Source organism: Mycobacterium sp. AZCC_0083 (assembly GCF_014202335.1).
Lineage (GTDB): Bacteria > Actinomycetota > Actinomycetes > Mycobacteriales > Mycobacteriaceae > Mycobacterium.
Genome location: NZ_JACHGP010000028.1, coordinates 36,361 through 62,182, shown reverse-complemented (window position 1 = coordinate 62,182; position 25,822 = coordinate 36,361). Strand labels below are relative to the sequence as shown.

Here is a 25,822-nt window from a genome sequence, read left to right as displayed (position 1 = left end):
TCATGACGGTGGTCGATGATTGATCCGCCTACGCCGAGGCCATCGGCAAGCGGGCAACACCCTGGTGTGGGGCGGGTCCAACACCGGGCTGATGAAGGTGGCCAGAGTGGACGCCGACGCCCTCGCCCATCTCGAGGCGGTCGTTTAGCGGGAAGGGATCTCGTCGACGTCCCGTGAACGTCGTCGGGTGCCGCCCCAGAGCCCGACGGCGACGCCGACGATCGCGCCGCCAAGGCCGATGACCTGCTGGGAGCGCGTCAACTCGTGGTGCACGCGCAGCCCGCCAAGCAGGTCGGCAGCGTCGGCCCCGCCGGATGCGAGGAACCACCCGCGGGTGTCCCGGCCACGCAGCGCCGCCGCGATCAGCAATCCGCCGATCAAGGAGTCGCGGTAACCCATCGAGTGCAGCAACAGCTTCGTCTGCCCCACCGCTTCCTCCTTGGTGCCCCAGAGCCGGTCCGCCCGGATGGGGTCGACGAGGAACGAGATACCCGAGGCAAGACGAATGCTGCCCGCCGCGAGCGCGGCACGGTCGATCGACATGGCCGCAGCCTAAGGCGAGTAGGAGCGATCGGAGGTCGGTTCGAGCACCCACGCCCCGTGTCGCAGCACACCGGTGACGGCGAGCTCTGCGTCCAACACCACCAAGTCCGCGCTCGCGCCTTCGACGAGCCCCCAGGACGGCAGACCCAATGCCCGTGCGGGATTGAGCGACGCCTGACGCGCGGCTTGCAGCAGGGCCTCGTCGCGGGGCAGTCCAGCGTGGGCGACGGCGAATCCGAACACCCGGTCCATCGTCGCGGTGCTGCCAGCGATGGTGTCGGTTCCCGATACGCGCGCCACCCCGCCGACGACGTCCACCCCCAACGGCCCGAGGTGATAGACCCCGTCGGCCATTCCGGTCGCCGCCATCGCATCGGTCACCAGCGACACCCGGTCGGGCCCCGCGCTGCGGGTGACGTGTCGGTAGATGGCGGGGTCGACGTGCACGCCGTCGGTGATGAGTTCGACGGTCACCCTGGATTGCTCGAGGAGCGCGATGACCGGACCTGGCTCGCGGCGATCGATCGGGCGCATCGCGTTGAACAGGTGTGTGCCCACCGTTGCGCCGGCGTCGATCGCGGCCAGGGTCTGCTCATAGCTGGCCTCGGTGTGCCCAACGGCGACCACCACACCCGCATCGACGAACTGCCGGATCGCTGCAAGGGCACCGTCGCGTTCCGGCGCGAGCGTGACCATGCGGATGGTCCCCTCACCCGCGTCGAGGACGCGGTCGATCTCGGCGGGGTCCGGGTCGCGCATCAGCGACGGCTGGTGGGCACCGGACCGCTTGGTGGACAGCCACGGTCCCTCGAGGTGGATCCCGTCGATCAGGCCTGCACGAACGTCGTTGGCCAATTCGCCGACCTGGCGCAGCAATTCGGCGGAGCCTGCCGTAACCAGGGACGCGATCATCGCGGTGGTGCCATGCCTGCGGTGCAGTGCCACGGCGGTCGAGGTCTCGGCGGTCGACGCGGTAGAGAAGTTCGCCCCGCCTCCGCCATGCAGATGGGTGTCGACGAAGCCAGGCACCACCGTCACCGCGCCAAGATCGCGGTCGGCCGGCCGGGGTGCGGTGCCAGCGCCGATCGCCTGCACGGTGTCCTCGGAAATCTCAATCCACCCGGGTCGCAACAGTTCTCGACCGGTGATCAGAGTGTCGGCGGTGATCAGCATCGTGGCGCTCAGATGCTCTGCCAGTCCGGCTTGCTGCGGTACGTCTCGCGGTAGTAGTCGACCAGTTGAAGCCGGCGGGCCGCCGCGTCGTCGAGCAATACCGTCACGTGCGGGTGATGTTGCAGGATGGTCGCCGGCCACAGCGCGCTGACCGGGCCTTCGACCAGCTGATGCACGGCTTCGGCCTTGCTGCGACCGGTCGCCACCAGAACCACGTGCCGGGCCTCCATGATGGTTGCCAGTCCCTGGGTGAGGCAGTGCGTCGGCACCGATTCGACGTCGCCACCGAAGAATCGGGCGTTGTCGATCCGCGTCTGCCTGGTCAGCGTCTTGATCCGGGTCCGCGACGCCAGCGATGACCCGGGCTCGTTGAACGCGACGTGCCCGTCGGTGCCGATCCCGAGAATCTGGAGATCGACGCCGCCCGCTTCGCGAATCGCGTTCTCGTAGGCCGCACATGCGGCCGGGATGTCGGTGGCCAGGCCGTCGGGACTCTGGACTGCGCCTGGCGCGAAGTCGACCCTGGACACGAAGACGTTGTCGATGACGGTGCGGTACCGCTCGGGATGGTCTGCGGGCAGGCCGACGTACTCGTCGAGGGTGAAGCCGCGGGCGTTGGCGAAGGAGATCAGCCCGGCATCGCAGCGCGCCGCCAGCTCGTCGTAGATCGCCAGCGGTGACGACCCGGTCGCGAGGCCGAGCACCGCGGCCGGTGTGCGTCCGAGCAGGGCGCCAATCGCATCGGCGGCGACTGCGCCGATCTCCTCGGAACCCGCGAGGATGACGACTTCCATTTACTTGTTGGCTATGAAAAGGCCTGCACCGGAAGCGATGTCCGCACCCGCGGTGACGGCATCGGACGGCACCACGTTGCCTGCTTCTCGTTCGTCCATGATCACAACGGGGACAATGGGATTGAGGCCCTTGGCCGCGATCGCAGGCACGTCGTAGGTGATGATCAGCTGACCCGCCGTGACGTCGTCGCCCTGGCTGACGTGCGCCGTGAAACCCTCGCCCTTCAAGGCGACGGTGTCCAGGCCAAGGTGAACAAGAACGCCGACGTTGTCCGGGGTCATGACGACGTAGGCATGCGGCATCAACCGCAGGAGCTTGCCGCTGACCGGGGCGACCGCCTCGATCACCCCGCGCGGCGGGTCGATGGCGGCACCATGGCCCACCATGCCCTGGGAGAACACGGGGTCGGGGACGTCCTGAAGCAGAACCGCCCGCCCTGCGACGGGGGCGAGGACTTGCGTCGTACTCACTGTGGGTGACTCCTTCGTCGGGCCTGTGCGCACCAACAATACGAGCGTGCCCGCAACACGGTCTCACGTTCGCACGTTCTCGTCTAAGCTTCCGCACAGCTTCGACGGCGGGCGACGTCTTGCGGAAGCGGAGAGGCACCAGAAATGACCGATACCACGAAACTGCAAGGAGCGCAGGCTAAGTCGGGCTTGCGCATTCCCGGCTTCGCACAATTGCAGCGGCTGGGCAAGAGTCTCATGCTGCCCATTGCGGTGCTGCCAGCGGCGGGAATCCTGCTCCGACTTGGCCAACCCGACGTGCTTGGCAGCATCAAGACCCCGGTCATCGGGCCGTTCTTCCAGGCCATGAGCGCGGCGGGCGGCGCGCTGTTCGACAATCTGGCGCTGCTGTTCGCCGTCGGTGTCGCGATCGGATTCGCCAAGAAGGCCGACGGCTCGACCGCACTTGCCGCCGTCGTCGGCTATCTGGTGGTGCAGCAGGTCTTCAAGACCATGTCGCCGGTCGTGCTTGCTGGTTTGGTCGACAAGGCGGGCGACCAAGCCCAGATCAACTACGGCGTGTTCGCTGGGATCGTGGTGGGTCTGGTCGCTGCGCTTCTCTTCGACCGATATCACACCATCCAATTGCCCTCGTACCTCGGCTTCTTCGGCGGCAGGCGCTTCGTTCCAATTGTCGTGTCACTGGCGTGCCTGTTCCTCGCGTTCGCCATGAGCTATTTCTATCCGATCTTCAACGCCGGACTGAATCACCTCGGCGCGTTCATCGCCGGCTCGGGAGCAATCGGCGCGTTCGTCTACGGCTTCGTCAACCGCATGCTGCTCCCGCTCGGACTGCACCACATCGTGAACTCGTACGTCTGGTTCCTCTACGGTAGCTATCCCGGCGCAGACGGGAAGGTCATCCACGGCGACATCCCGCGATTCACTGCCGGCGATCCGACGGGAGGCGCCTTCACGGCCGGCTTCTACCCGATCCTGATGTTCGGGTTGCCCGCCGCCGCGCTTGCCATGATCCACGTGGCGAACAAGAAACAAAGGAAGGTTGCGGTCGGCATCCTGTTGGCGGCGGCACTGACCGCGTTCCTGACCGGCATCACGGAGCCGCTCGAATTCGCCTTCATGTTCGTGGCGTTCCCGCTGTACTTCGTCCACGCGGTGCTGACCGGGCTCTCGCTGGCCATCGCACACCTGCTCGACATCCACCTCGGTTTCTCGTTCTCAGCGGGGCTGGCTGACCTCATTCTCTACGGCACTGCCCCAGCCGCCAAGAACGTCCCGCTACTGATCGGCATGGGCGTTGTCTTCTTCGTCGTCTACTACCTGTTGTTCCGGTTCGCGATCACGAAGTGGAACTTGAGAACCCCTGGACGGGAGCCAGAGGCCGAATTCGAGGCCGAGGAGGAAGCGAACCTCACCGCCGGCGCCGACGCCGTCACGTCCACTGTTGCGGGCGGATCCGGCATCGCGACCCAGACGGCAACCGCACCCGCCGCCGTCGATAGCAAGGCCGAGCAGCTCATCGCCGCATTCGGCGGCAGGGAGAACCTGGTGAACGTCGACGCCTGCATCACGCGCCTGCGCATGGAAGTCGCCGACAAGACCAAGGTCGATCAGGCTCGCCTGAAGAGTCTCGGAGCCGCCGGTGTCATCGAGGTCGGCAACAGCGTTCAAGCGGTCTTCGGCACCAGCGCGGAGGCCCTGAAGAACGACATCATCGACATCCTTTAAGGACCACCTTGCAGCTACCCGGTAGTGCACCTGCCCGGTAGCGTCGATGCTTCCGCGGTTCGCATCGAACAAGGTAACTCCCATGACCCGCACAGCTCGCTCAAAGCGCCACACTAATCGACAGGAGCCGATGTCTCGGCCCCTCGTCCGCACGCTCCTGACGTTGATCGGTGCCGCGGTGGTCGCGACAGCGCTCATCGCGTCCTGCTCGCCGAAGACCTCGAGCAGCGAGCCGAGCTCCAGCCCTTCGGTCAGCGCACCGCAGGCGCCACCGCCGAATGGCGTGAAGCCCACCGTCGTGCTCGTTCACGGCGCGTGGGCCGACGCGTCCAGCTGGGACGGTGAAGTCGATGCACTGCAGAAGCAGGGTTACGACGTTCGCGCGATCGCCAACCCGCTGGAGGACCTCACCACCGATGCCGAAGCCGTCTCGGCCTTCCTGAAGACCATCGACGGGCCCGTCGTCCTGGTCGGCCACTCGTACGGCGGATCGGTGATCACGAATGCGGCTGAGGGCAACCCGAACGTCAAGGCGCTCGTCTACGTTGATGCCGCCGCCCCCGACGTCGGCGAGAGCAACGGTTCGCTGAGCGGCGCCGACTCGGCACTGCAGAAGCAGCCCAAGAATGAACTGTTCGACTCGGTTCCATACCCCGGGGCACCCCAGGGAGCCGTCGACCTCTATCTGAAGAAGGACATCTTCCTGCTGCACTTCGGCAACGACCTGCCCACCGACCAGGCCACCCGGCTCTGGGCGACGCAACGGGCGGCGTCGACGGCGGCCTTCGACACCCCATCCAAGTACGCCGCGTGGAAGACGATCCCGTCGTGGTACTTCATCAGCAGCGGAGACCAGATCATCACGCCCACATCGGAAAAGGCGATGGCGGAACGCGCCAAGTCGAAGGTGACCGTGTTCGACGGCGGCTCGCACCTGACGCTGATCTCGCATCCCGATGCGGTGACGGCCGTCATCGATCAGGCCATCGAGTCAGTGCACTGAGACGATGACGACGACACCGGCCGCCACCGCGCAGAGATGGGACACGCGCCGCATCGCGAAAGCCGAACGCCTGCAAGCCGGTGCCGCCTACAGCAGCGACAAGGTCGTCGACCCCAGCCGGTTGAAGGACCTGCTGCAGAACGTCATCCGCCCCGGTGACCGCGTCGCGCTGGAGGGTGACAACCAGAAGCAGGCCGACTTCCTGTCCCGCACGCTTGCCGACTGCGATCCGAAGCGCCTCAACGGATTGCACATGCTGATCTCGTCGGTGTCGCGGTCCGAACACCTCGACCTGTTCGAGCGCGGCATCGCGACCAAGCTGGATCTGGCCTACGCCGGGCCACAAAGCGTGCGGATCGCGCAGATGGTCGAGGACGGCACCGTACACATCGGCGCCATCCACACCTACGTCGAGCTGTACGCCCGCATGTTCGTCGACCTCTCCCCTCACGTCGTGCTGCTGTGCGCGGAGAAGGCCGACCGCAACGGCAACCTCTACACCGGCGCGAACACCGAAGACACCCCGACGATCGCCGAAGCCGGCGCCTTCCATGACGGTGTGGTGATCGTGCAGGCCGACGAGATCGTCGACGACGCAGAAGCATTGCCGCGGGTGGACATCCCCGGCAGCTGGGTGGACTTCGTGGTTCAGGCCGACCAGCCGTTCTACCTGGAGCCGCTGTTCACCCGCGACCCCCGCCACATCGGCGACGTCGAGATCCTCAAGGCCATGATCGCCATCCGCGGCGTCTACGAGCGCCACCAAGTGGTGTCGCTCAACCACGGCGTCGGATTCGACACCGCGGCAATCGAACTGCTGCTGCCGACCTACGGCGCGCAACTCGGGCTCAAGGGCCGGATCGCCAGGCACTGGGTGCTCAACCCGCACCCCACGCTGATCCCCGCCATCGAATCCGGCTGGGTCGAATCGATCCACAGCTTCGGCGGCGAATCCGGCATGAACCGCTACGCCGCCGCCCGTCCCGACGTGTTCTTCACCGGGGCCGACGGCGCGCTGCGCTCCAACCGGGTGCTGGCCCAGCTGGCCGGCCAGTACGCCATCGACATGTTCATCGGGTCGTCGCTGCAGATCGACGCGGACGCCAACTCGTCAACGGTCACCGACGGACGGCTTTCCGGTTTCGGCGGCGCCCCGAACATGGGCCACGACCCACACGGGCGACGACACTCGTCGGCGGCATGGCTGGATCTCGCCAACGGTGAGGGGGCCAGCAGGCGCGGCCGAAAGCTGGTAGTGCAGATGGCCCAAACCTTCAGGGCCGGCGGCGTACCCACCTTCGTGGAGACCCTCGACGCGGTCCAGGTCGGCAAGCAGGCCGGAATGCCGCTGGCTCCGGTGATGATCTACGGCGACGACGTCTCCCACGTCGTCACCGAAGAGGGCGTCGCCTACCTGTACAGGGCACCTTCACTGCACGATCGGCGAGCTGCCCTTGCCGCGATCGCCGGCGTCACGCCGATCGGCCGCAATGCCGACGCACGACAGGTCGAGCAGCTGCGAAAAGATGGACTGGTCGCGTTCCCCGAGGACCTGAAGGTCGAGACCCGACTCGCCAACCGGTCGCTGCTGGCGGCGCGCAGCATCGACGACCTGGTCGCCTGGTCCGGCGGCCTCTACGATCCGCCCGCGCAGTTCAGGGACTGGTGACCATGACTGCCACCGCACCCCTTTTGGCGGTTCTCTCCGATGCCGACATCGCCGAAGTCGCCGTCGCCGCCATCCGGTCCGAAGCCGAGCTCACCCCGAAGCCGGGCCTCGTCGATCGGCGCGGATCCGGCGCGCACACCGACATGGACCTCGACATGCTGCGTGCATCGGCCGAGGCACTGCGGGACGCCTTCGTCGAATGTGCTTCAGCAGCACGACGATTGCCCATCGGTCCCGACCTGCGCGCCCTCATCGGTCGGATCGGTCGGGCAGGCGAAGCGCACATGCTCGACGCCACCGGTGGAGTGAACACGCACCGGGGCGCACTGTGGGCACTGGGCCTGCTGAGCGCAGGGGCAGCGACCGGAGGCGGCCTCGCCGTCGCGGTCGACGTCGCAGCGAGGTTGGCGTTGATCCCCGACCGTGACGCCATCCCGACGACGTCACACGGCGCGCTCGCCCGTCAACGCCACGGCGCTCGTGGTGCGGCAGGCGAGGCGCAGTCCGGGTTCCCGCACGTCCGGTTGCACGCGCTGCCAGCACTGCGCGCCGCACGCCGCTCCGGCGCCGACGAGTCCACCGCACGCCTGGAAGCGTTGCTGGCCTTGATGACTCGGCTCGACGACACCTGCGTCCTGCACCGCGGCGGACCCGATGGGCTGCGCGCGGTGCAGGCCGGCGCACGAGCCGTGCTGACCGCGGGCGGGATCGGCACAGCGCAGGGCCGCAGGCACTTCACCGCGCTCGACGACCTGTGCCTGATGCGGCGGCTGTCACCCGGCGGCAGTGGAGATCTGTTGTCGGCCACGCTGTTTCTCGACGCCCTGGAGAAGCGATCATGCAGACTCTGAACTACACGTTCCCCGCAACACGAGCGGTGCCCCGCGCAGTCCACATCGGATGTGTCGCCTCCGGCGACCTGGAGATCCTCGCCCAACCGGCCGCCGACGGCGATCCATCGGACAACGTCGTCGTCAGGGTGCGCACCAGTGTCAACGGATTCGACACCGTATGGCACGACGTCCTCGAGAGGTTCTTCACCCGCATGCCGTTGGCAGGCACCTGGGAGCTCAACGACTTCGGCGCCACCCCCGGAGTCGTCACCCTGCGACTGCGCCAAGCGGCCGAGGCAGCAAGTGAGGCAACATCGTGACCAACACCGTCCTGCTCCCTGGGCAGAGCTGGCAACAGCTGCTGACGCGCCGCAGCTTCATCGAACTCGACGCACTGGGCCGCGCCACCGCGCTCCTCGATCCCGGCTCCGTGCGGGTGCTCGCAGGTCCGTTCGACCGGCTCGAATCCCCTTGGCTGGCACCGCAAGGCATCACCCCGCAGGCCGATGACGGCACCACCATCGCCCGCGGCACCGCAGACGGTCACCCCGTCGTGATCGCCGCTATCGAGCAGGGTTTCCAGGGCGGAGGGACCGGCGAGGTGTCCGGCGCCAAGATTTCCCAGGCGCTGCTGCTCGCGGCCAAGGAAACTCGAGCTTCACGCACACCCGTCGCTGCCGTGATCCTCTTCGAGACCGGTGGAGTGCGACTGCAGGAGGCGAACCTCGGCCTCAACGCCGTTGCCGAGATCTGTTCGGCCGTCTTGGATCTGCGCCCCCTGGCCCCGGTGATCGGGATCGTGGCCGGCACCGTCGGATCGTTCGGCGGGATGAGCATCGCGGCGGGTCTGTGCACCCGGTTGATCGTAACGCCGCAGGCCCGCCTGGGCCTGAACGGGCCTGCCGTCATCGAACAGGAAGGCGGGGTCGCGGAATTCGACTCCAGCGACCACGCACTCATCTGGGCGATCGACGGCGGTGAGCAGCGGTGCGCCACCGGCCTTGCCGACGATCTCGTCCCCGATGATGCGGATCTATTGCGAGTGGCCCTCATCGACGCAGTCAACGCCCGGGCTACCGACGCCGGGCAGCACCGCAGCCAACGACTCGACGTGCTGGCCTCACGTCTCGCGACGCTGGACCCGTCCGATTCCCCTAGCCCGGATGACCTTCGCCGACTGTGGGGTCCGCACTACACGCCGGTTCCCGCGCCCGCGACCACCGAGGCCACGGCGGTCGACTACCCGCAGACCCGCGGCCGGTCCTGGCTGCGCGCCCTCGTCGGTGACGCCACCATCGACCCGATCATCCCCTCAGTGCTCGCGGCCACCACGCCGACCGCCACCTACATCGCCGTCGTCCCGGACCCGGCCAACCGGTTCTACCGCGCACGGCAAGGCGAGGTCGGATTGACCGAGTCCCTGGCGTTGGCCCAGGCCGTCCACGACGTGATCGACGCCGACGACGGCAAGGCCGTCAAGCGGCCGATCGTCGCAGTCGTCGACCTGCCCAGCCAGGCGTACGGGCGCAACGAGGAGATGGGTGGTCTGCACCAGGCCATGGCCACCACCGTCGATGCGTATCATCGCGCCCGCAACGCGGGACACCCGATCGTCGCCTTCGTGGTCGGCACCGCACTGTCGGGCGGATTCCTCACGCACGGACTGCAAGCCAACCAAATCCTTGTCCTCGACGACCCGCACGTGGAGATCCACGCCATGCACGAGGCCGCCGCGGCACGCATCACGCTGCGCACGGTCGACGAGCTCAACGAGCTCGCCAAGACGATCCTGCCGATGAGCTACCGCGTCGAAGACTGGGCGAAACTCGGTTTCTGCGACGGCTTGCTCTCGGTCGAGAATGCCGATGCCCCAACGCCATCCGACGTCGAGAAGGCGACCACGGCGATCGCCGACGCCACCGACCGTGCTCGTCGCGGTCCTCTCGACCTCTCCAACCGGCTGGACTCCGAGGCTGCCGTCACCGTGCGGCACGCGTCCCGTGCCGTTCGTGAACTGCTTGCGAGACAGTGGAACCCAGAGTGACGCCCCGGCCACACGACCTGTTGCGGCTGTCCGCTGCGGCGGCGGGGGCGTTGCCCTCCCACGCGCCGCCGTGGACACGGGGTGTGCTGCGGACCGCTCCGTGGGTGGTGGTGCGACGCGCCACCGCGCCCGCCGGATTCGTCGCCGCCGGCATCCGCGGCGCCGATCGGTCTCACCGCTACGCCTGGCTGGTCAACTCGGATGACGTCCAAACGACACTGCCCCCGGAGGATCTCGCCGACGTCGGTGCCCTCGCCGGCCGGGACGTACCCGCGATCTTGGCACTGCCCAAGGCACGGGAAATATTGGGCGAAGCACGGTTCCCGTGGGGGCCGACGGGCAGCGTCGGGTTCGAGCTGGCCACCGGAATCCCCACGGCGACTTCGGATAGCGACCTCGACCTGGTGGTCCGGGTGGACCAGCTCGACGCCGTCGCCGTTGCCCGGCTGACCACCCTGTTCGAACGCCTCGCGCACCTAGGCGTCCGTGTCGACTGCCAGGTCGACACTCCCGTTGGCGCGATAGCCCTTGCCGAGCTCGTCTCGGAGAGCAGCGAGGTCCTGGTCAGGACACCGTCAGGACCGCGTCTGGTCGAACGTGCCGTCGCGGTGCGATGAGCCTGGCACTGCTCTTCCCCGGCCAGGGCGCCCAGCAACCGAACATGTTGAGCATGCTGCCGAAGACTCCCGCGGTGACCGAGGTCGTCGACGAATCCCGTTCCTGGCTCGAGCATCTCGGTATCACCACCTCCGTCGACGGTGCCGCCGCGCTGCATGACACGACGAACGCCCAACTGGCGCTCCTGATCGCCGGCGTGGCGTGCGCGCGTGCACTCACCAAGGACCACGGCCTTGCGGCCCAGTTCGTCGCCGGGCATTCCGTCGGCGCGTTCGCCGCGGCCGTCATCGCAGGCGTGCTGACACTCGGCGAAGCGATCACCGCCGTGCAGCTACGCGCAGACCTCATGAAAGAAGCCTGCGGGGAAGGTGATTGGGGAATGGCCGCCGTCACGGGGCTGCCGATCCGGGCCGCGGTGCAGCTGGTCGCGCGAGTGCACACCGACGACGAACCATTGTGGGTGGCCAACGTCAACGGCTCCAGCCAGACCGTCGTCAGTGGGTCGGCATCGGCATTGCGCGAAGCGGCCGTTGCCGCCAAGGCTGCGGGGGCCCGCGACTACACCCTCATCGACGTCGCGGTTGCGTCGCACTGTCCGCTGCAGGCCGACACGGCCGAACAGATGAAGGCGCACCTGGCCGGACTGCCGCGACGTCCCGCCACTGCCTCGTACCTCACCAATGTGCGCGGACGTTCAGTGGGCAGCGCCGATGCGATCCTCGACGATCTGGCCGAGGCCGTGGCGCATACCGTTCAGTGGTACGACGCCACCCGTCTCATGCCCGAACTCGGCGTCACGGTCGCCGTCGAAACCCAGCCCGGCCACGTCCTCTCTCGGCTCAACGCCGCGAATGCGCCGACGGTGCTGGCACTGTCGATGCAGCACAACGGGATTGACGCCGTGGTGGCCCGCGCTCGCTAACCCATTAGAGCCGCGCGAAGCAGGGGTTCGCGTCCGCCTTCGGGATCGACGCGTTCTGGCTGGAGAACTTCCCGACGACACCGGCATCGGTCACCGTGACGCTGTCGGCGTGGATGCCGAGCGGATAGTTGTCGTTCAGCTTCTTCGTCAGCGTGTTGAGTGCGGTCTGCACCGCATCCTTGGGCAGCGGGCCGCTGACGTCGAGGACCTGCAGATCGAGGTCACCGTCGGTGACGACGGGCTTGGCGGTGACGCTGTTGTCGCCTGCCTCGAGGACGATCGTTCCAGCAGCGGGATCCGTCCGCACACCGGTGATCAAGCTGCCCACCCCTGGAAGGTTGGCAGCCACGGTGTCCTTGATGCCTGCGGATTTCCAGGTGAGCGTCGCGTTGAGCGATCCGATGGTGCCTTTGGAGTCCGCCGTCTCCTGCAGCCGCACGTCTTCGAGCGTCACGTCGGCGGTCATGCCGTTGGCCTCTTGCACTCGGTCCCCTGCGGTGGAGACCGAGATGTTGGTGTAGTGGCCAGTGATGTGCTGCCACAGGAAGGGCGGGTTCACACCGAACGAGATGGTGGCGCCGTCCTGCACGACGCACTCGGTGACCTCCGCCAGAATGCTGTCCGCCCGGTGCCGCGCATAGAGCTCGGCGCCGGCAAGTCCACCAGCCAGCAAGGCCACGACGATGACCGCGATCAGGGCGATCGTCTGCCGGTTGAGGAAGCGTGAGCCGCGCTGCTTGTCACCTTCGGGCGGCTCGGTGAGAGCAGGCGGCGGAGTCGGTCGCGGTGGCGGAGGTGGAGCCGCTCGGGGCGGTGGAGGCGGTGCCGCTCGGGGCGGTGGAGGCGGTGCCGGACGCGGAGGCGGCGGCGGTCCCGGACGCTGCGGCGGTCGGCCGGCGGGGGGCGGGGCGCCGGCGGACGGACGCGGCCGGAACTGCTCGGTGGGTACCGCATCCGGAGGCCGTTGCCGCGAGCGGAGCGCCTCGGTGGGCGCGTCGGGCCGATTGGGGAGCGGAATCCGCCGCGTCGCAGGATCGGGCGGCGGAGGTGGAGGGGGCGGCGGGGTTCCCCTGCCGCGCCAACCAGGCTGCCCGGGGCGTTGCGGCGGCGGCGTCGTCACCTGCGCAATTCTGCCTCATCCGCGTGACTTGGCGGGTCAATGCGAGATTCGGGCACATGAGCAGTACCGACGGCGGCCCATGCGAACATCGAGCTCAGGGATAGTTTCGCGGTCTTTGCCAGGCAGCATCGCTACAGTCGCCGACGTGCTGAGTCCTTTGACCGGTCCTGAGGAGCGCTGGTGACCGCATCACCAAGTCCACGCCCGACGTGGGGAGGGGTTCCGCTGACGCGCCGCCGATTGGTGCTCGGCATGGCCGCCGTCGGGGGGTTCCTAGCCGTCGACCTGGGTGCCGTTGCCTGGGCGGGCGGGTGGATCGGCGCTGCGCATCGCCTCGTACCGGATGACTTCATCAAGGCCTTCGCGTGGGTCAACGGGAAGCAACCGGGTTTCCGCAAGAACCATGGGAAGGGCGTCGCCGTCGCCGGCTACTTCGAGAGCAACGGCAACGGTCGCGAGTTGTCCAGCGCGACCGTGTTCCAGTCGGGGCGCACTCCGGTGGTTGGCCGCTTCTCGCTGGCGGGCGGCAACGCGCACGTCGCCGACGCGGCGGCGACGGCGCGGGGGCTCGGCCTGGCGTTCGGGTTTCCCGGCGATTCGCAGTGGCGCACCGCGATGCTGAATCTTCCCGTCTTCCCCGACAACTCGCCTCAGGGGTTCTACGACCGACTCCTCGCCTCCAAGGCGTCCCCCGACACGGGCAAGCCCGACCCGAAGGCCATGGCGGCATTCCTTGCGGCACACCCGGAGACGGCGAAGGCCATGAAGATCATCGGTCAGACTCCGCCAAGTCCAGGTTTCGCGGACAGTACGTTCTGGAGCCTCAACACGTTCTACTTCGTCAGCGAATCCGGCTCCCGAACACCGGTCCGCTGGTCGCTGGTGCCGGTGACTCCCCCGGCGCCGAGGCCATCGTCGGGGCCCAACGCCCTGTTCGACGCCGTCGTCCGCCAGATCCGTTCTAGCCCACTGCAATGGAAGTTGATGCTCACCGTCGGCGAGCCCGAGGATCCCCTCAACGACGCCACCCTGCCCTGGTCTGCCGACCGACGGGCCATCGACGCAGGAACGCTGACCCTGTCGTCGATCGAGACCGAACGGGCGGGCAACGCGCGCGACATCAACTTCGATCCGCTAGTCCTTCCGCCCGGCATCGAGCGGTCCGACGACCCGCTGCTCAGCCCGCGGTCGGCGGTGTATGCGGCGTCCTACCGCGTGCGGGCCCGCGAATCCAACGGCTCCCCCGCCGTCAACGTCGACCAGGTGACACCGTGAGCACCGAGATCCACGACACCGCGGCGACGGTTACGCCTCCGCAGAAGTTCACCGCACTGAGCCGGATGTTCCACTGGCTCACCGCGATTCTGATCTTCGCCGCCCTGCTCATCGGGTTCACCATGGTCAACTGGCTTGCCGGATACGCCACGTTGCGGGTGGTCCACATGTCGATCGGCATACTCGTTCTGATCGTCGTCGTGCTGCGAATCGTCAACCGCCTCGGGCATCACCCGCCCGCATGGCCACCGACGGTCGGGCGACGCGAGGGCAAGGCCGTGATCTGGCTGGAACGCGCCCTGTATGCACTGATTCTCGCCCAGCCGCTGGTCGGATGGGCGATGGTGTCCGCCACGGGAAAGCCGGTACGGGTATTCGGCGTGCTGCCGCTGCCACGTATCGCGCCGTTCAACATCGATGTGTACTCCGTTCTACGCGAGACACATTCGATCCTGGCGTACCTGCTGGTCGTCGTCATCGCGGCACACGTGTCACTGGTACTGGCGCACACCACCGTGCTCAGGGACGGAATGCTGCGCAGAATGACGTTTCAGCTCCGACCCGCGAGGAAGTGACCGGCTCCAGCCAGGTGGCGATGTTGCGGACGTAGTCCTTGAAGACCGCCAGACGCGAAGGGTCGGCCTTGATCTGAGTGCCCGGTGTCTCGGTCACGAATGAGGGCGCCTCGCGATCGAGATCCCAGTTGTAGTCGGCAAAGTGGTGGAACGTCGACTCGGCAACCGCCCGCCCCATCGGCCTGCCATCGAGACCGAGCTCCCCGTCCAGGACGACGGCGAGGTTGAAGCGACGGCCCGTCGTGGCGCTTCGCCCCTGCGCGAGCACTGCGGCGAATGACACGTCGGCCGACACCAAGCCTTCGTGCGGATGGGCGGGGAACCATTCGATTCGCCCGCTGGCGTTCCTCTTGGTGCGCAGCAGCTCGTGCACGGGTTCATTGATCAGTACCGGCTGATAGTCGCCGTTGGCACCGGAATGGAAATTGGGCCAGGAGATCGTGGGGGTGTCCTGATCGTCGGACATCGTGGCCGGGTCGACGCTCTCGTCGTGGAACTGGTTGACCAAGCCCACCGACCCAAGTCCACACAGACAGCTGCCCAAGTTCTCGTGGTCGCGTGCGGTGAGCAACCCGCCGCCCGCCCCGCGGAACCTCGTGATCGCAGCAGCTTCGACATCGGTCAGACCATCTCCGACGTCGACAGCCAAAAGCCACACCTGGTCGTAACCCAACTCGTCGACGTGACTCAGGACCGGGTCGTCATGGCACCCGTCGACGCGGTTGCGCGCAACCACGTCGTGGCCGGCCGACCGCAGCTCGTCGGCAAGAAGCGAGAAGCGACTGATGTCCCAGTCGTCGGGATGAGCTGCGATCGTCGTCTGCAGCAAGATTCTCGACATCGAAACTCAGTCCTCGTCAATGGGTTTCGGCGTGTCCGATTCGGCAGGCACGCGCAGGTGCTTGCGCGTCTCGAGTTCCTCCTCGTCGACGAGGGTGAGCATCGGCTGGCCAGGGACGCAGAGCATGGTGACGACGAAACGGCTGGGGATGTCGTCGCGGTTGTTGCCATCCGAGTAGTGGATGACGTCGCCGCCGGGCTCCCAGAACGCCTCACCCGGGTAGATGACGCGAGGCGGCTCGCCTTCCAGCTCGAAGAGCATTTCGCCTTCCAGCATGAAGCCGAACGCTGGGCCGCTCGGGTGCCGGTGTGGCGGGGCGCCCGCACTGCCCGGCGGGTAGCTGATGACGACGGTCATCGCGTGCGCGCCATCCGGGATGAAGGGAGGCTGCACCTCCTGCACGACGGTGAGCGCGTTCTCCCAATCGGCGTCATACGTCTTCGACATCGGTCGTTCTCCTTCGGTTGGGGTTATCGGATGGTGGTCAGGCGATGCGCTGCTCGGCTGCGGCGTAGTCGCCCCGGCCGTCGGCGACGTGGGCCAATTCGATGCGCAGCCGTTGCCGGCCACGGGCCACCCGCGACATCACGGTGCCATGCGGGATGTTCATCATCACCGCGGTTTCGGCGTAGGTGTATCCCTGCACGTCGGCGTAGTACACGGCGGTCCGGAATCCTTCAGGAAGGGTGTCCATCGCCGCTTTGATGACGTTGTCGGGCAAGGCATCCAACGCCTCCGCCTCGGCGGAACGCAGCCCCGCCGGGAGCCGTTCAGCACTGTCGGCCAGTTCGCGCTCGGTGATGTCGTCGACAGGGACTTCGGATGGGCGGCGCTGATTCGAGCGGTACGTGCTGACCCACCGGTTGTACTGGATCCGGAACAGCCACGCCTTGAGGTTGCTGCCCTGCTTGAAGGTACGGAAGCCCGCGTAGGCGTGCAGCAGGGTGTCCTGCCACAGATCTTCCGCGTCGGCGTCGCTGCGGGTCAGTCGCCGCGCCCCACGCAGCAGGACGTCGAACATGGGTTCCACGTCACGGGCGAAGCGCGCGGCGAGATCCTGGTCCGGCTCGGTGTGCTCGTCGAGCTGCAAGACCGACATGATTTCGAACCTCCAAGGTGCGGATTGGGCTGTCCACCTCAGACTCGCGGTTGCGATGCCGAAGCGAACCCTTGGAAGTCCGTAGTCAGTAGCCCTGGGTCCGTAGTCGTCTCAAGAATCCGCAAGGCGACCTCTGACGCCGACCGCTACCCCTCGACGAACGTCACGGTCTCGTCGAGCGGGGCCCGCGCGTTGCGGACGAACGCGACAGTGGGGTCCTCGTGCCCGATCGACATGCCACAGAACAGCATGAGTTCGTCGGGGGGCGACACCACCTCGGCGACGCTCTTGCGCACCTGCGACCAGGCCATCTGCGGGCAACTGTGCAGGCCTTCGGCGCGCAGCAGCAGCATGACGGTTTGCAGATACATGCCGAGATCCGACCATTGGGGTCGGCCGAGATGACGGTCGATGTAGCAGAACAGCGCGACAGGTGCGCCGAAGCAGTTCCAGTTCGCGATCGCCGCGCGCTGGATCGCGTCCCAGTCGCCCCGCTGAATTCCGAGCGCGCCGTACCGGTCCCTGCCGAAGGCCGACCGACGGTCGCTGTACGGCGACTTCATGTCGTCGGGGTACATCACGTACTCGCGCTCGTCCCAAAGGTCCTTGGACTCCACGCGGGCGGTGGCCACCTTCTTGAGCTGCGTCAGCGGTGCGCCGGTCACGACGTAGATCCGCCACGGCTGGACGTTGGACCCGGACGGGGCGTTACCCGCGGCGGTCAACACGCGCTCAAGGACCTCCCTGGGCACGGGCTCGTCGGTGAAGCCACGCACTGCCCGTCTGCTCGTCACTGCCTCGTAGACGTCCATCCGCTCTTTCTACCGATCTCGGCAGACGAGTGAACCCTTGGAAGTTCGTAGTCACTCGGCACCGATGTGAGAAGCGGAACAGCCATGGATGACTATCTCGGCGTCGATCCGTTCCAACGATCATGCGCACCGCTGAACAGCAGATCGCCACCACCGTCCTCGTCATCGGGACCGGAGGATCAGGGCTTCGCGCGGCAATCGAACTGGCGGAGCGCGGAACCGACGTCCTCATCGTGGGTAAGCGGCCGAAGGCGGACGCCCACACCACGCTCTCCGCCGGTGGCATCAACGCGGCGTTGGCCACCATGGATGCGCAGGATTCGTGGCAGCAGCACGCGGCCGACACCATCACCGAGAGCTATCTCTTGGCCGACCCCGTCACGGTGCAGACGGTGACCGAGGGGGCGGCCGGGTCGATCCGGGACCTCGAGCGGTGGGGCATGGCCTTCGCCCGTGAAAGGGACGGCAGGATCTCCCAACGCTTCTTCGGTGCGCACACGTTCCGCCGCACCGCCTTCGCCGGCGACTACACCGGCCTGGAACTGCAGCGCACCCTCATCAAGAGGGCAGAACAGCTGGACATTCCGATTCTCGACTCGGTCTACGTCACCCGACTTCTCGTCCGTGACAACGTCGTCTTCGGCGCATACGGCTTCAACGTCCTCGACGGCACCCGCTACACGATTCACGCAGATGCCGTCATCCTCGCCACCGGTGGGCACACCCGGATCTGGCGACGCACCTCGTCGCGTCGCGACGAAAACACCGGTGACGCCTTCCGTTTGGCACTCGAAGCGGGCGGGCGGATCCGAGACCCCGAGCTCGTCCAGTTCCATCCGTCCGGGCTGATCGAACCCGAGGACTCCGCTGGCACCCTGGTGTCCGAGGCCGCTCGCGGCGAGGGCGGCATCCTGCGCAACGAGCTCGGCGAACGATTCATGGAACGCTACGACCCCGAGCGGATGGAACTGTCCACCCGCGACAGGGTCGCATTGGCGGCGTACACCGAGATCAAGGAGGGTCGCGGCACGCCCCGCGGCGGTGTGTGGTTGGACGTCTCGCACCTGCCGCGGACGCAGATCATGGACCGCTTGCCGCGCGTCTATCAGACCCTGATGGACCTGCAGTTGCTCGACATCACCTCCAGCCCCATCGAGATCGCACCCACGGCGCACTACTCGATGGGCGGTGTCTGGGTCCGACCGGAAGATCACCGCACCGACGTGGAAGGCCTGTACGCGATCGGCGAGGCATCGAGCGGGCTGCACGGCGCCAACCGGCTCGGCGGCAACTCCCTGATCGAACTGCTCGTCTACGGCAAGATCGTCGGTCGAGCAGCAGCGGCGTACTCCGCGCAGCTCGATGCCCAACGGCGTTCCCGCGCAGCGGTATCCGTGGCCCGAGGCGAGGTCGACGGGGTCTTGTCCACCGACGGTCCCGAGAACGTCCGGTCCCTGCAACGTGCACTGCGCAACACCATGACCGAGTACGCAGGCGTCGTACGTGACGACGCCGGACTACGCAACGGCCTGACCGTACTGGCGGAGATCGAGGAGCGGCTCACCCACCTCGGCGTGCACCCGGACATCGCCGGGTTCTACGACCTCGCCCACGCATTCGACCTCAAGGCCAGTGTGATTGCGGCCAGGGCCACCATCGAGGCTGCTCTGGAACGGCGCGAAACACGTGGCTGCCACAATCGTTCCGACTACCCGCAGCTCGACGAAGCACTCAAGGTCAACATGGTGTGGTCCGGACCGGGCCGCATCCAACGCGAAGCCATCGCCGACATCCCCGTTGAGATTTCGTCTCGGATGCGCGAGGTGTCCAGCCACGGCAAGCTCGTGGAATAGAAGCCAACGCTAGCTTGGTTAGACTGACCTAGGAAGGACAGCAAACTTTTCGACGACGAGGAGGTTGTCATGATCTCGGCTGCAGACCGGTGCGCTCCGCTGACAGACGGTCTTCGATGTGGTCGACGTAGCAACCGAGAGTCGTGCGGTAGCACTCGGACGCCTTGATGACGGTCAGATTCGACGCTCAGGGAATCCCGATTGCCGATCGGGCGGAAGTGGTACGTGCCACGGTCTCGCGGACTCTTGCGCCTCTCGAGATCGACTTCATGGCTGATCGTGGCCCGGCGGCGGCGAGTTTGGCGATCACTGACCTGACTGATCTCACGGTGTGGTCGGTGACCTCGACGGCCAACAAGGTCCACTACAAGGCGTTGCCGCACGACGACTTCAGGCCGAGCCTCTTCCTTGGGCTGCAGAGGATGGGGTCCTGCGTGGTGAGCCAGCGTGATCGCGAAATAATCTTGCGCCCAGGCGATCTTGCGGTCTGGGATTCGACGACGCCATTCGTCATCACTGACGCCGACGGCATCTCCCAGCACAAATTCCGAATACCCCTGGATCGATTGGCGTTGCCGGTTGACGTCATCCGACAAGTTAGCGCTCTTCGACTGTGTCCAGATCACCCAATCGCAGACATGGCCGTCGCCTATTTCCAACGGCTGGCTTCCCGGCCGGGAGCATTTGATCGTCCGGGCGGAGAAGTGGTCAGTCAACCGGGCATTGAGCTGCTTCGAGCGGCGATCACCACCCATCTCGACGCCGTCGACTTGGGCAAGGATGCGCTCCAAGCCACTCTCTTCATGCAAATCATGGAGTACGTAAAACTGCACATTCGCGAACCGGACCTCGACGCCGGCCGCATTGCCGCTGAACATCACATATCGGTGCGGCAGCTCTACCGGGTCCTGGCCGCCGAAGGCGTCTCGTTGGGCGACTGGATCCGACTGCGGCGACTCGAAGGAGTGCATAGGGACCTCGCCTTGGCATTTCAGCAAGATCCAATCTCCGCAGTTGCCCGGCGGTGGGGGTTTACCGATGCCTCCAGTTTCGCGCGAATGTTTCGAACCACCTACGGCGTCTCCCCGAGTGAATGGCGCGAACTGAGCCGCCGACCACCTGCCTGAGCGCGACCGCTCCCCTTCCACACTCAGCAACCTCATGGCTACCGGCGACCGTCGCGAGGCATGTGCCGACAGCGTGCCACAACCGTGTGCCAACACCGGCGAGGCACACGGGCGGCGAGAAGGCCGCCCATGCTCGCGCCGAGCACGACTGCGCTGTCACGACGTTCGGGCGACTAATTCCATTGCCATCGCCGCCAGGGGGTCACGGGCCCCCGCCTCCAGCAGGAGCACGCGGGTACTCAGATCCTCGGACAAGCTCGCCGCCAGCACACAGCACGCAGTTCCCCCGCCCACCACGATGTAGTCATAGCTCTGCCGGGTCGGTCCCACGGGGAGCAAGCTGCTCATCGAGTCACGCTGCCGGTCCCAAGCTGGCGACCGATTCCGCGGTGGCACTCTACGGCACGCATACCGACGCGTCTGATGTCCTCTTGAGCTGCGCCCCAGAAGTTTTCACTGCCTCAGCATCCCCGTCGCGCCTTACGATGCGCTGAATGCCGACTGTGACTTCGGTGCTGCCACGGTGAAAAGGCGGAAGCCGTTGTAGGGCAGCTATAGTCGAAAGATGTCAAGGACGACGCCCTACGGCAGCTGGCAGTCACCGATCGATGCTGTGGCAGTGGCTGCGGGCGAGACCCCGCTCGAATCAGTACAGATCGTCGGACAAGCCGTCTATTGGAGTGAGCGCAGGCCACGCGAAGGCGGTCGCTCGGTCATCATGTGTCACAACGGCTCTGAGGCACATCTGGAGCTCACTCCTCCGCAGTTCAATGTGCGGAGCCGCGTCCACGAGTACGGCGGGGGAGCCTTTATCGGGCATGAGTCAACGATCTATTTCTCGAACTTCGACGACCAACGGCTGTACCGCCAAGACGTCGGCGAGACGATACGTCCCATCACCCCGGAGCCAGGGATCCCTAGTGGGGCGCGGTATGCCGACACACGAGTGACCAATGACGGAAGACTGTTGTTCTGCGTTCGCGAGGTGCACTCGGTAGACGGCGAACAGCCCGTCAACGATGTCGTTGTCATCCCAACCGATGGATCTCGGCCACCGAAGACGGTCGTATCAGGTCACGACTTCTTCGCGGCGCCGCGCATAAGCCCCGACGGCCGTCGCCTTGCGTGGATTGCCTGGGATCATCCACTCATGCCATGGGACGGCTGCGAGTTGTGGGTTGGCGATCTCGCGGAAGACGGTTCAGTGCTCGGGCCGCGTCGCGTCGCCGGCGGCCCAGATGAGTCGATCTTCCAACCGAATTGGAGTCCACGCGGAGAACTGCACTTCGTGTCCGATCGGACCGGCTGGTGGAACATCTACCGGCTCGACGACAATGCGATTACGGCACTGGCGCCCAAGGACGCCGAGTTCGGCGTTCCGCATTGGACGTTTGGGCTCAGCAGCTACGCGTTCTTGTCCGACGGGCGCATCGCGACGGTCTTTTCGAGTGGCGGCTTCGACCAGCTGGCCTTCGTGTCGCCGGATGGCGAACTCACAGTCGCCGAGCTGCCATACACCGCGCACGTGCCGTCATCGTTGTCTGCAAGTGGGGACTCGCTAGCATTCATCGCCGCCTCACCGACGGAGGCCGCAGCAGTCATTCGCATGAATGCGACATCTGGTCAGCGCGAGGTGCTGCGAAGCAGCTCGGAGCTCGCGGTCGAGCCGTCGCACGTCTCACGCCCCCAGGCGATCGTCTACCCCACCAAACACGCTGCGCAGGAGTCGTATGCACTGTATTACCCACCAAACAATCCTGGGTTCGTCGGACCGGACAACGAGCTTCCGCCACTCATCGTGGTGAGCCACGGTGGGCCCACGGCCATGGCGCAAGCCCAACTGAATGCGGAGATCCAGTACTTCACGAGTCGTGGATTCGCCGTCGTCGACGTCAACTATGGCGGTAGCTCTGGATTCGGGCGCCTCTACCGACAGCGCCTCAAGGGCAAGTGGGGACTCGTCGACACCGATGACTGCATAAGTGCCGCACAGTACCTTGCCGCACAGGGGCTTGCCGACAAGGAGAGATTGGTCATCCGGGGAGGAAGCGCGGGCGGATACACGACATTGTGCGCACTGGTCTTCCACGACGAATTTGCCACTGGGGCTAGTTATTACGGAGTAGCAGACTGCGAGACGTTGGCAACCGACACGCACAAATTCGAATCTCACTACCTGGACGGGCTCATGGGTCCATACCCGCAGGATCGAGGCGTGTATCGGCAGAGATCCCCGATCCATTACGCAGACCAACTGTCGTGCCCGGTCATCTTGTTTCAAGGCCTCGAGGACCACGTAGTACCGCCATCTCAGGCCGAAACCATGGTTGAGGCACTACGGGCGAAGCATCTTCCGTTCGCCTATCTGACCTTCGCGGGCGAGCAACACGGTTTCCGCAAAGCGGAAACCATCAAGAGATCACTTGAGGCCGAACTGTTTTTCTATTCGAAGATTCTTGGGTTCCCTTTAGTAGATGACATTGATCCAGTCGATATCGAAAACCTGTAGTGACGTTGGCACTGAACCGGCTCGGGTGAGCTTCTCGGGCACTACGTCAACGAATTCAGGCCCCCGAAACCCCCCGCCCCTCCCGCACCAGGTGAGCGCTCCTGCTTGGGGTCGTCGGGTTTTGGGAACGTCGTCAGACCCGCGGACTGAAACCCGGAGCGGTCACCCGGCGGCGGTGACACGACCGCAGCAGATTGGTCCAATTGAAGCCTGCTAGCTCGGTGGGCATGACCCTGGCTACGAGTCGTCCCGGCAGTGTCGAGCAGTCGGACACCGCCAAGTTGTCACGGGTAGGTGAATCAGAATCAACGGCAGTGATGCCAGCACGATGTTGCGGAAAGCGGTATCCAAGCCGTTCCAGCTGGTTGACCTCCACATCTGGAACCATTCGCCACCGATGTCGATGAAACCGCCCATGAACAGCGAGATGATCATCAACAGGCCGATCGTGGAGAAAGCGCGCGCGCGGGTGTAGCAGGTGCCGCGCTCGATGAACCATTCGGCGGTCGCAGCGACTAGCACAATGCCCGCGACTGACTCCCAGACGATGATGCAGACATAACCGGCGTTCTGCAGTGGCAATGCAGTTGCCGCGCGCCACATCACGTTCGGGTCGAGGCCCGTACCCGGTTTGGCCCCAAAGTTCGTGGTGTCCATCGCCAACACGTGGTGCACAAAGGCTTGGTTGGTTGCGAAGTCGGTAATGTTGCCAACGGCAACGAGCATGATGTAGCCGGCATTCAGGACGACGAAGACACCGATGACGACGGGCAGCGATCCAAGTGCCGTCCAACGCGGCGGCTTACTCGCGCTCACCGCGCGCTCCGTAGGTGTGGCCCAAGTCGTCTCTGCGCTTCGAATGTCAGTCGGATTGCACGAGCGCGGCCCTGCCCACGCGCAGGTGCCGTCACCATTACGGCCCGGCCTTGCACATCACCGCCAGCTGTCATTGCCAAATATTCTCTCCGAGACGGACTTTGCGCAGCCGCCCGACTACGCACACTAGGCGGACAGCTGATGATGGTCGACACACCATCAACGCCTCCGTTTGCAACCTTACCGGATGTCAAATTGCTCACCGGCCAAAGTGAAGGACAGGAACGCCTGTCCCATCAGAAAGGCGGACCCGGGTGGCCCGTCACCCACGGGCGGCGAGAAGGCCGACCATGCTCGCGCAGACGACGACTGCGCTGTCACGACGTTCGGTCATCTAATTCCATTGCTGGTGACACCAATTGGCGAAAGAGACCGCGGTGCCGCACGCCAAACCCGCACGCAACGCGGTTCTGTTCCGCTGCTCTCCTAGGAGGTGAAGAATTGTGTCAGTCCGAGTGAGCGCAGACCCCTGCGGTAGGCCACCGAGCTGCGGTCAGCGGCGATGTTGACTTCGATGCGGGGATCGAGGGGGAGGTTCTCGGGTTTCTGGATCTCGACGATCACCCGATCCTCTTCAAAGATTCTCAAGTTGAAGTCGAAGATGTCCTGCTCGGGTTGATCGATGTCGAAGTTCTTGGCGATCGGGGCGAACATCCTGGTGCGTCGGGTCGACACCGGTGAGGCGGCGTTCATTATGCAGAGCCGTCCTTCGTTGGGGAAGTGCACTACCAGGGTTGCGGTGAAGGGCAGATGCGCCTCGAAGTGCCGCAGCCACTTGAATCCGGGTTCGCCGGTCTTCGCGCCGTGGGGATAGTTCGCCACGGTGCTCCAGTAGTCGACCTCGAAGCCAGAGTCGGTGGTTATGGGGCTGTAGTCGGGGACTTCGGCGTTGTCGGGGTCTCCGAAGGTGTCGACGTGCACGAAGCCGAAGTGCGCGACGTCGAGGAATCCCTCGACCTGGCGGCCGGCGAAGGCCGCGACGTCGAAGGCCGGGCAGGTGACCTGTTGGTAGTCGGGCTCGCCCCAACCGGGCATCCGCGGTATCGGCGCTGTCGAGGGATCGGCGACGTGATGCGGGTCCGGCAGTAGGCAGGTCCAAATCAGTCCGTACCGCTCGACGGCCGGGTAGGTGCGGAGGGTGAGTCTGGCCGGGATCTTCGCCGTGGGGTGGGCAGGGACGGAGATGCACGCGCCGCCCGCTCCATAGCGGATGCCGTGATAGGCGCATGCCACGCTCTGCCCATCGCCAGTGCCTGCCGAGAGTGGCACGCCCCGATGCGGGCAGATGTCGCTGGCGACGACGATCTGCTCCCCAGCCCTGTAGACCACCAGCGGTTCGTCCAGCAGGGTCGCGCTTAGCGGCGCGGTGGTGGCGTCGGACGAACGTGCGATCGGGTACCAATACCGGGCAATGATTGCGAAGTCACTTGCGTCGAAGGTGCAGTCCCTCGGCAATTCGACGACGGGGATTTTCTGATCTGGATCGGTGGCAGTCATGAGACCTTCCCATGCGTGACGGGTGTGGGAGGGCATATGCGCGGCGGGGTTGGGTTGCCTTGCAGCGCAACGCCTCAAGTCGTTCGCCATCCGGCAGCCTTGCCGTATACCCGGGCGAGCAGGCGGGCGACGCACGTCGAGTGCGTCGGTGAGTCGAGATCAAGCTAACACGGTGAACTGGGTGTCCCAGCTGAGAATTGGCTGTCGATCGGTTGTCAGTGGTGCGGGTTGTGCTCGTACACACCGGATTTCGCCACCCGGCGCAGGCGGCTTCGCCCGAGTAATCCCAGCCATCAGCCATCAGCTCTTACGAAGTAGGCCAACGTGCCCTATCTGCAAGTCATCTGGGTTTCACTGACCCCATGAGGAGGCATGTTGCCGACAGCGTGCCTCACCGTGTGCCAACACCTGTGCACCGCGTGCACGACCTGCCTGCCAAG

The 25,822-nt window shown here is 65.8% G+C and carries 26 protein-coding genes; 14 read left to right on the top strand and 12 right to left on the bottom strand.

The window, feature by feature from the left end; translation table 11 throughout:
• Positions 1-19 precede the first annotated feature (19 nt).
• A complete protein-coding gene (locus HNP02_RS43475) occupies positions 20-148 on the top strand; it encodes a hypothetical protein (protein ID WP_255507495.1) in 129 nt (42 codons plus the stop codon).
• On the opposite strand, the gene HNP02_RS40270 is transcribed toward HNP02_RS43475, so the two are convergent.
• The 4 genes from HNP02_RS40270 to HNP02_RS40255 are packed head-to-tail and all read right to left on the bottom strand — an operon-like array spanning position 145 to position 2,981.
• Entirely contained in the window at positions 145-543 is a 399-nt protein-coding gene (locus tag HNP02_RS40270) for a DUF4267 domain-containing protein (RefSeq protein WP_184446324.1), read from the bottom strand. The genes HNP02_RS43475 and HNP02_RS40270 overlap by 4 nt on opposite strands.
• Before the next feature lie 9 nt (positions 544-552).
• On the bottom strand, positions 553-1,716 hold the full coding sequence (nagA, locus tag HNP02_RS40265) for an N-acetylglucosamine-6-phosphate deacetylase (protein ID WP_184446322.1): 1,164 nt from the start codon (positions 1,714-1,716) through the stop codon (positions 553-555).
• An 8-nt stretch (positions 1,717-1,724) separates the two neighbouring features.
• A complete protein-coding gene (gene nagB, locus HNP02_RS40260; RefSeq protein WP_184446320.1) occupies positions 1,725-2,510 on the bottom strand; it encodes a glucosamine-6-phosphate deaminase in 786 nt (261 codons plus the stop codon).
• Complete coding sequence (locus HNP02_RS40255; RefSeq protein WP_184446318.1) at positions 2,511-2,981, bottom strand: PTS glucose transporter subunit IIA; 471 nt, start codon at positions 2,979-2,981, stop codon at positions 2,511-2,513. It lies immediately after the preceding gene.
• Positions 2,982-3,125: 144 nt separating this feature from the next.
• On the opposite strand from HNP02_RS40255, the gene HNP02_RS40250 reads away from it, so the two are divergent.
• From HNP02_RS40250 to HNP02_RS40215, 8 genes are all read left to right on the top strand, one after another.
• Complete coding sequence (locus tag HNP02_RS40250) at positions 3,126-4,709, top strand: PTS transporter subunit EIIC (RefSeq protein WP_184446316.1); 1,584 nt, start codon at positions 3,126-3,128, stop codon at positions 4,707-4,709.
• Positions 4,710-4,839: 130 nt separating this feature from the next.
• A complete protein-coding gene (locus HNP02_RS40245) occupies positions 4,840-5,712 on the top strand; it encodes an alpha/beta fold hydrolase (RefSeq protein ID WP_184446314.1) in 873 nt (290 codons plus the stop codon).
• A 4-nt stretch (positions 5,713-5,716) separates the two neighbouring features.
• Complete coding sequence (mdcA, locus tag HNP02_RS40240) at positions 5,717-7,381, top strand: malonate decarboxylase subunit alpha (RefSeq protein ID WP_184446312.1); 1,665 nt, start codon at positions 5,717-5,719, stop codon at positions 7,379-7,381.
• 2 nt (positions 7,382-7,383) lie between these two features.
• Positions 7,384-8,232 (top strand): triphosphoribosyl-dephospho-CoA synthase, encoded by an 849-nt coding sequence (locus HNP02_RS40235; RefSeq protein ID WP_184446310.1) that lies wholly within the window; start codon positions 7,384-7,386, stop codon positions 8,230-8,232.
• Entirely contained in the window at positions 8,220-8,534 is a 315-nt protein-coding gene (gene mdcC / locus HNP02_RS40230; protein ID WP_184446308.1) for a malonate decarboxylase acyl carrier protein, read from the top strand. The genes HNP02_RS40235 and mdcC overlap by 13 nt, the downstream gene beginning before the upstream one ends.
• The gene (mdcD, locus tag HNP02_RS40225; protein WP_309241868.1) at positions 8,531-10,258 is read left to right on the top strand and encodes a biotin-independent malonate decarboxylase subunit beta; all 1,728 of its coding nucleotides are present in this window, start codon (positions 8,531-8,533) and stop codon (positions 10,256-10,258) included. Before mdcC ends, mdcD begins: the two co-directional genes overlap by 4 nt.
• A complete protein-coding gene (locus tag HNP02_RS40220) occupies positions 10,255-10,875 on the top strand; it encodes a malonate decarboxylase holo-ACP synthase (RefSeq protein ID WP_184446307.1) in 621 nt (206 codons plus the stop codon). Before mdcD ends, HNP02_RS40220 begins: the two co-directional genes overlap by 4 nt.
• Positions 10,872-11,798, top strand: a complete 927-nt coding sequence (locus HNP02_RS40215; RefSeq protein WP_184446305.1) for an ACP S-malonyltransferase — start codon at positions 10,872-10,874, stop codon at positions 11,796-11,798. Before HNP02_RS40220 ends, HNP02_RS40215 begins: the two co-directional genes overlap by 4 nt.
• A gap of 4 nt (positions 11,799-11,802) precedes the next feature.
• On the opposite strand, the gene HNP02_RS43465 is transcribed toward HNP02_RS40215, so the two are convergent.
• Positions 11,803-12,918, bottom strand: a complete 1,116-nt coding sequence (locus HNP02_RS43465) for a DUF2993 domain-containing protein (protein WP_375373764.1) — start codon at positions 12,916-12,918, stop codon at positions 11,803-11,805.
• 180 nt (positions 12,919-13,098) lie between these two features.
• Between HNP02_RS43465 and HNP02_RS40205 the strand changes: the two genes are divergently transcribed.
• Both HNP02_RS40205 and HNP02_RS40200 read left to right on the top strand, forming a co-directional pair.
• Entirely contained in the window at positions 13,099-14,193 is a 1,095-nt protein-coding gene (locus HNP02_RS40205) for a catalase family peroxidase (protein WP_375373763.1), read from the top strand.
• Entirely contained in the window at positions 14,190-14,768 is a 579-nt protein-coding gene (locus HNP02_RS40200) for a cytochrome b/b6 domain-containing protein (RefSeq protein WP_309241867.1), read from the top strand. Before HNP02_RS40205 ends, HNP02_RS40200 begins: the two co-directional genes overlap by 4 nt.
• Here HNP02_RS40200 and HNP02_RS40195 read toward each other — a convergent pair.
• The 4 genes from HNP02_RS40195 to HNP02_RS40180 form a co-directional block, all read right to left on the bottom strand.
• Entirely contained in the window at positions 14,713-15,609 is an 897-nt protein-coding gene (locus HNP02_RS40195) for a hypothetical protein (RefSeq protein ID WP_184446303.1), read from the bottom strand. The two genes, HNP02_RS40200 and HNP02_RS40195, sit on opposite strands and share 56 nt — an antisense overlap.
• A gap of 6 nt (positions 15,610-15,615) precedes the next feature.
• Positions 15,616-16,056 carry a cupin domain-containing protein gene (locus tag HNP02_RS40190; RefSeq protein ID WP_184446301.1) on the bottom strand — a complete coding sequence of 147 codons (441 nt, stop codon included), beginning with the start codon at positions 16,054-16,056 and terminating at the stop codon, positions 15,616-15,618.
• 37 nt (positions 16,057-16,093) lie between these two features.
• On the bottom strand, positions 16,094-16,708 hold the full coding sequence (locus HNP02_RS40185) for a sigma-70 family RNA polymerase sigma factor (protein ID WP_184446299.1): 615 nt from the start codon (positions 16,706-16,708) through the stop codon (positions 16,094-16,096).
• Positions 16,709-16,854: 146 nt separating this feature from the next.
• Entirely contained in the window at positions 16,855-17,520 is a 666-nt protein-coding gene (locus HNP02_RS40180) for a nitroreductase (RefSeq protein ID WP_184446297.1), read from the bottom strand.
• Positions 17,521-17,642: 122 nt separating this feature from the next.
• Between HNP02_RS40180 and HNP02_RS40175 the strand changes: the two genes are divergently transcribed.
• Both HNP02_RS40175 and HNP02_RS40170 read left to right on the top strand, forming a co-directional pair.
• Positions 17,643-19,373 (top strand): L-aspartate oxidase, encoded by a 1,731-nt coding sequence (locus tag HNP02_RS40175; protein ID WP_184446295.1) that lies wholly within the window; start codon positions 17,643-17,645, stop codon positions 19,371-19,373.
• 167 nt (positions 19,374-19,540) lie between these two features.
• Positions 19,541-20,500 (top strand): helix-turn-helix domain-containing protein, encoded by a 960-nt coding sequence (locus HNP02_RS40170; RefSeq protein ID WP_184446293.1) that lies wholly within the window; start codon positions 19,541-19,543, stop codon positions 20,498-20,500.
• Between the two features lie 156 nt (positions 20,501-20,656).
• On the opposite strand, the gene HNP02_RS40165 is transcribed toward HNP02_RS40170, so the two are convergent.
• On the bottom strand, positions 20,657-20,848 hold the full coding sequence (locus HNP02_RS40165) for a GMC family oxidoreductase N-terminal domain-containing protein (protein ID WP_184446291.1): 192 nt from the start codon (positions 20,846-20,848) through the stop codon (positions 20,657-20,659).
• 217 nt (positions 20,849-21,065) lie between these two features.
• On the opposite strand from HNP02_RS40165, the gene HNP02_RS40160 reads away from it, so the two are divergent.
• Positions 21,066-23,009, top strand: coding sequence for a S9 family peptidase (locus tag HNP02_RS40160; protein ID WP_184446289.1), 1,944 nt, complete (start codon positions 21,066-21,068; stop codon positions 23,007-23,009).
• 237 nt (positions 23,010-23,246) lie between these two features.
• Here HNP02_RS40160 and HNP02_RS40155 read toward each other — a convergent pair whose 3' ends face one another.
• Complete coding sequence (locus HNP02_RS40155; protein ID WP_221318570.1) at positions 23,247-23,825, bottom strand: DUF2165 domain-containing protein; 579 nt, start codon at positions 23,823-23,825, stop codon at positions 23,247-23,249.
• A gap of 486 nt (positions 23,826-24,311) precedes the next feature.
• Positions 24,312-25,382, bottom strand: coding sequence for an aromatic ring-hydroxylating dioxygenase subunit alpha (locus tag HNP02_RS40150; protein WP_184446287.1), 1,071 nt, complete (start codon positions 25,380-25,382; stop codon positions 24,312-24,314).
• Positions 25,383-25,822 lie beyond the last annotated feature (440 nt).

What these genes read in the sequence shown, in the direction of transcription:
- HNP02_RS40270 (WP_184446324.1), bottom strand. Translation starts at nt 543, where the DNA reads ATGTCGATCGACCGTGCCGCGCTCGCGGCGGGCAGCATTCGTCTTGCC.
- nagA (WP_184446322.1), bottom strand. Translation starts at nt 1,716, where the DNA reads ATGCTGATCACCGCCGACACTCTGATCACCGGTCGAGAACTGTTGCGA.
- nagB (WP_184446320.1), bottom strand. Translation starts at nt 2,510, where the DNA reads ATGGAAGTCGTCATCCTCGCGGGTTCCGAGGAGATCGGCGCAGTCGCC.
- HNP02_RS40250 (WP_184446316.1), top strand. Translation starts at nt 3,126, where the DNA reads ATGACCGATACCACGAAACTGCAAGGAGCGCAGGCTAAGTCGGGCTTG.
- HNP02_RS40245 (WP_184446314.1), top strand. Translation starts at nt 4,840, where the DNA reads ATGTCTCGGCCCCTCGTCCGCACGCTCCTGACGTTGATCGGTGCCGCG.
- mdcA (WP_184446312.1), top strand. Translation starts at nt 5,717, where the DNA reads ATGACGACGACACCGGCCGCCACCGCGCAGAGATGGGACACGCGCCGC.
- HNP02_RS40235 (WP_184446310.1), top strand. Translation starts at nt 7,384, where the DNA reads ATGACTGCCACCGCACCCCTTTTGGCGGTTCTCTCCGATGCCGACATC.
- mdcC (WP_184446308.1), top strand. Translation starts at nt 8,220, where the DNA reads ATGCAGACTCTGAACTACACGTTCCCCGCAACACGAGCGGTGCCCCGC.
- HNP02_RS40215 (WP_184446305.1), top strand. Translation starts at nt 10,872, where the DNA reads ATGAGCCTGGCACTGCTCTTCCCCGGCCAGGGCGCCCAGCAACCGAAC.
- HNP02_RS40195 (WP_184446303.1), bottom strand. Translation starts at nt 15,609, where the DNA reads ATGTCGAGAATCTTGCTGCAGACGACGATCGCAGCTCATCCCGACGAC.
- HNP02_RS40190 (WP_184446301.1), bottom strand. Translation starts at nt 16,056, where the DNA reads ATGTCGAAGACGTATGACGCCGATTGGGAGAACGCGCTCACCGTCGTG.
- HNP02_RS40185 (WP_184446299.1), bottom strand. Translation starts at nt 16,708, where the DNA reads ATGTCGGTCTTGCAGCTCGACGAGCACACCGAGCCGGACCAGGATCTC.
- HNP02_RS40180 (WP_184446297.1), bottom strand. Translation starts at nt 17,520, where the DNA reads ATGGACGTCTACGAGGCAGTGACGAGCAGACGGGCAGTGCGTGGCTTC.
- HNP02_RS40175 (WP_184446295.1), top strand. Translation starts at nt 17,643, where the DNA reads ATGCGCACCGCTGAACAGCAGATCGCCACCACCGTCCTCGTCATCGGG.
- HNP02_RS40170 (WP_184446293.1), top strand. Translation starts at nt 19,541, where the DNA reads ATGACGGTCAGATTCGACGCTCAGGGAATCCCGATTGCCGATCGGGCG.
- HNP02_RS40165 (WP_184446291.1), bottom strand. Translation starts at nt 20,848, where the DNA reads ATGAGCAGCTTGCTCCCCGTGGGACCGACCCGGCAGAGCTATGACTAC.
- HNP02_RS40160 (WP_184446289.1), top strand. Translation starts at nt 21,066, where the DNA reads ATGTCAAGGACGACGCCCTACGGCAGCTGGCAGTCACCGATCGATGCT.
- HNP02_RS40150 (WP_184446287.1), bottom strand. Translation starts at nt 25,382, where the DNA reads ATGACTGCCACCGATCCAGATCAGAAAATCCCCGTCGTCGAATTGCCG.